Origin of the sequence: Microcystis sp. M079S1 (assembly GCF_020246425.1) — a bacterium.
Lineage (GTDB): Bacteria > Cyanobacteriota > Cyanobacteriia > Cyanobacteriales > Microcystaceae > Microcystis > Microcystis aeruginosa.
The window spans coordinates 1-3,958 of sequence record NZ_JADBSZ010000157.1; the positions used below are offsets into that span (position 1 = coordinate 1).

The following is a 3,958-nucleotide window of genomic DNA, read 5'->3' on the forward strand; positions in this document are numbered from 1 at the left end:
CAGCGACAATCTTTTCCTTTCCTTTAATTCAAGCCCAATATGCTAGAATTGATGTAGCAAACAATTGGTTCGTTGGTTGGACAGCACCAGGGCCTATTGGTCTCTCTGAAGTTCGCTTTGCCCAGACTGTTCCTGTTCCTGAATCAAGTTCTGGCTTAGGTTTGCTGGCTTTAGGCTTACTGGGAACAGCAGCGGCATTTAAGCGCCATTTGAACTGAGAAAACGGATTTCTTTGGGAAGAAAAAGGAAGAAAACGGATTTCTTTGAGAAACCCGTTTTCTTAATCAGCTTTTTTATCTGTTTTATACCACCATCTTAAATCTTCCCGAAATTGGTGATCAAAGACAATTGCCCTACTCTTGGCGTTCAATTCCTAACTCCTGACAAAGTTCTGTAACTGTCTGTCCCGGTATTGTTTGAACGTCCCTCTCCATTGAACGTTCCAGTGCTGCCAATAACTTTCGAGCATTCGCAGGCGATCGCAAAAGATAAACGGTTTCTAATAAGCCAGTTAATTCCTCTGCGCTTAATAGTGCCATATCTTTATGACCAGGGCGAGTAATAATCGCCATACTATTCTCGCTTTCCAGTCGATCCAGAAGGCTCGCTAAATTTTCTTGAGCTTGAGTGTAGGTAGTTTGGATAGAAAACATAAGGCGAGGGCAACGAGTTGATTCGATTTTAGCTTAAGTAGCTGGTTATAATTAAATTAAAAATGGATTTTAGGTTCGATCCCCCCTGCCCCCCTTGATAAGGTAGGGTTGATTCATGAATCAACCCTACCCTTGATAACGGGGGTGTCTGATAATTTTTAACGCCTACCTACTTATTTCATCAACTGAGAAAACGGGTTTCTTTAAAAAACCCGTTTTCTGGACTTAGGGCGATCGCTAGGGATTGCTAACTCGCGCTAGACTGGAATCAGTAGATTGGCCAGTATGGTAAGCTGAGAAAAATGGCAAAATTATCGCCAGAGTCAAAACAACTGCTCATAAATCGCCAATTCAAAAATAGAATTTGCCATCTTAAACCGTTTTGGTGAAACAGCAGAAACCCTAGACAGTTTAGAGCAACTCACAGAAATTGCCCTCCAAGCAGAATCTCGGTTTTCTCAGCTATCAAACTTAGAAATTCGTGCCGCTCAATCTCAACCGATGATTTCTCCTGACTTGCTAAGATTTATAGAAGAAGTCATTAAGACAACCCAAGTGCGGATTCCTGCCTTGATGCGTAGTGTCGAAGAAATTAAACTTGAATGGAGTTAAATATGGATTTTGTTCCTCAGCTTCCCCGGGATTCTGATCAACTTAAGCAAACTTTGGCAAAAGCACACCGCAATTGTCAAGAGATGGAATTAGTTGGATTACAATTAGAAGAAGCGATTAGTCGCTTAGAAGCGGAAAATCGTCAAAGACGAAGACAACAGCGAGAAAAAACCTGACAAAAAATGCAAAACCCCTTAGAAAACGGGTTTTCTGGAACAATCAATTCAAAGCAAGGACAAACCCATGAAATATCGCGTCTTAATTGAGCAAGATGAAGATGGCATTTATGTGGCTGAAGTTCCCTCCCTACCCGGCTGTATTTCTCAAGGCAATACCCGGGAAGAGTTACTCGCCAACATTCAGGAAGCAATTGCTTTATATCTAGAAAGCCTAGAAGCGCACAATGAACCGATTCCACCACCAATTTCTGAGGAACTGGTAGAGGTTAAATTATGAGTGAACTCCCTCCTATCGCTGGTCGCCAAGTCGTTAAAGCACTGGGCAAGATTGGCTACGAATTAGATCGGCAGCGAGGAAGTCATATCATACTCAGACAAAAAGCCTATCCCTATCGACGCATCACCATCCCTGGCCATCGAGAAGTGGCTAAGGGAACACTGAGATCTATCATTCGTCAAGCGGGATTGACAGTGGCAGAGTTTAAAACTCTCCTTTAGCTTGATTTGCCAGAGTCGAAACAACCGCTCATAAATCGCCAATTCAAAAATAGACTATTAAACAATGTAAACGCTATATGAGTCAAGCTGCTGCTGCAATCAATACTAAACTAATTGATTCCCTTGCTCAAATTATCCTTTCCTTAACTGACTTAGAAAACGGGTTTCTTTGAGAAACCCGTTTTCTGGACTGTCAATCTCTTGTCTCGATTAATTCGGGGACAAGTTCAGGAATAAAACCAGGTTCAGCTAAAGAACCAGTAACATGATGTTCAAAGACTTCTGCGGGGGGAAAAGTTTTCTTGACTTCCTGAGATTGCGGATCCGTAGAAGGTAGCCATTTAATTAGGGGTAAAGGTAGGAGAGTAGAGAGATTAGTAATCACCACCAATAACCAAAGGTTATCAAAATTAGTTTCGGTGACTCCCAACCAATGGGTTAATAAAGCGCCGATTTCTTGGGAAACTAATCCTGACATATTCCAGATAGACATTAATAAAGCGAATAGAGATGCTTCAATGCCCACCGGACAAAGACGGGCCGATAAAATTAAGACGGGTAAAAAGGCAATTTGTCCCATGACGGTGAGGATGAGACTATCCCCCAAACTAAACCAATGATCGTCAATACCGAGCGCTCGATTAGTATGGGTAACTAAGATTAGGGTAGTCATCCCTAAAAGCGCAGAAATCACCGTACTCCAACCCAAAATTAAACGAAAGGAAATCGCTTTTAAAAACCGTTGATATACCCAGATGCCCAGGATCGAGGCTAAACTGGTGACTAAGCGCACTCGTCCTAAAAATTCCGGTTCAAATCCTAACTCGTTGGTGGTGAAGTAGAAAAAGGCAGAATCGGCGCTAGGGGTAGCCTGCCAGAGAAAAATAAAGGCAGTGGGTAATAAAATTGATTTTTGTCTAATTGCTGACCATAATTGCCCGATTTGCTCCTTGACTTTGGGCGTTGATTGTGAATCATTGTTATTCTTGATTTTTTCCTCTGTAATTAAAAACGCCATGGCTGAGGCAATCAGGGGAAAAATAGCCGTAAGAGCGAAGACAGGACGAGTGCCGAGGTGTGCCAGTAACCAACCCCCCAGATAAGCCGTAATTAAGCCGCCTAGAGCCGATATTCCCCAAGTTAAGGACTGTAGAGAGCCGGATTGAGTGAAGGACTCTCTGCGGGCCCTTTCTACTACCAAAGAATCGACGATGACATCACTAATGGTGACAGAAAGGGAACCAAGCAGGATCGCCGCCGTAGCTTGCCAAGCATTCTCCACCACAGTGGCTAGGGCTAACCAAGCTAAAACCCCGAGAATTCCCGATAAAATGAGGTAGGGGCGACGACGATAGCCAAAAATAGGCAAACCATCCGAAAGAAAGCCAAAAGCTGGTTTAATCACCCAAGGAATCGCCGCCACTCCGATTAATGCCCCCATCTGGGAGGGACTCAAGGCCAAATCGTCTTTTAAAAAAAAGCTAACCGCTAATCGGGAGAGTCCGAGAATGCCCTGCACGAAATAAACCCCTAAAATGCCAATTAATTCGGGATTAGGGTCATTTCCGAACAAGATAGTCTCTTTAAGGAATTTTTTCCCGCGATCGATGCCAAGGCGATTAATAAGCATGAAGTTTCATAAATATTTGTTACTGTCTCTATAATAATGATTGATCGCTCGATCGGTGCGTTAGCTGTTAGGGTTTAGCTGTTGAGCTTTAGGTTTTGGTGTTTGGGTATTGGGTTTTAGGGTTTTAGTGGAATTTCCCTGCTCCCCACTTCCCCATCCCGAATCGGCATAACAGGCTTATTGTAACGTTATACGGAAATTTTCTGGCGATCGCTCTATTTGAGAGTAATATAGGGAAAGATTTTTGGCTCTTCGGTTTGTGTTATGCAATGGACGGGGGTTATAAGGGATGGAACCCTTATATAGAAAGGCATTTAGCGATTTTTGTCAATTGTTTTTGCTCTAGAGCGAACTAATCAATTAAATCTCTTGCCAGATAAGGATTC

General features: G+C 42.8%; 6 protein-coding genes. 4 read left to right on the top strand and 2 right to left on the bottom strand.

Annotated features, from left to right (window positions below; all coding sequences use genetic code 11):
• A partial coding sequence (locus tag IM456_RS10435; protein WP_287691244.1) for a PEP-CTERM sorting domain-containing protein occupies positions 1 to 218 on the top strand: 218 nt, incomplete at its 5' end.
• A 135-nt stretch (positions 219 to 353) separates the two neighbouring features.
• Here IM456_RS10435 and IM456_RS10440 read toward each other — a convergent pair.
• Positions 354 to 653, bottom strand: a complete 300-nt coding sequence (locus IM456_RS10440; protein WP_002763657.1) for a type II toxin-antitoxin system Phd/YefM family antitoxin — start codon at positions 651 to 653, stop codon at positions 354 to 356.
• Between the two features lie 614 nt (positions 654 to 1,267).
• Here IM456_RS10440 and IM456_RS10445 point away from each other — a divergent pair.
• The 3 genes from IM456_RS10445 (at position 1,268) to IM456_RS10455 (ending at position 1,942) form a co-directional block, all read left to right on the top strand.
• Positions 1,268 to 1,441, top strand: a complete 174-nt coding sequence (locus IM456_RS10445; protein ID WP_172970579.1) for a hypothetical protein — start codon at positions 1,268 to 1,270, stop codon at positions 1,439 to 1,441.
• Positions 1,442 to 1,508: 67 nt separating this feature from the next.
• Positions 1,509 to 1,721 (top strand): type II toxin-antitoxin system HicB family antitoxin, encoded by a 213-nt coding sequence (locus IM456_RS10450; RefSeq protein WP_002734412.1) that lies wholly within the window; start codon positions 1,509 to 1,511, stop codon positions 1,719 to 1,721.
• Positions 1,718 to 1,942 carry a type II toxin-antitoxin system HicA family toxin gene (locus IM456_RS10455; protein ID WP_287691245.1) on the top strand — a complete coding sequence of 75 codons (225 nt, stop codon included), beginning with the start codon at positions 1,718 to 1,720 and terminating at the stop codon, positions 1,940 to 1,942. Before IM456_RS10450 ends, IM456_RS10455 begins: the two co-directional genes overlap by 4 nt.
• 193 nt (positions 1,943 to 2,135) lie before the next feature.
• On the opposite strand, the gene IM456_RS10460 is transcribed toward IM456_RS10455, so the two are convergent.
• Complete coding sequence (locus IM456_RS10460; RefSeq protein ID WP_287691246.1) at positions 2,136 to 3,572, bottom strand: folate/biopterin family MFS transporter; 1,437 nt, start codon at positions 3,570 to 3,572, stop codon at positions 2,136 to 2,138.
• Positions 3,573 to 3,958 lie beyond the last annotated feature (386 nt).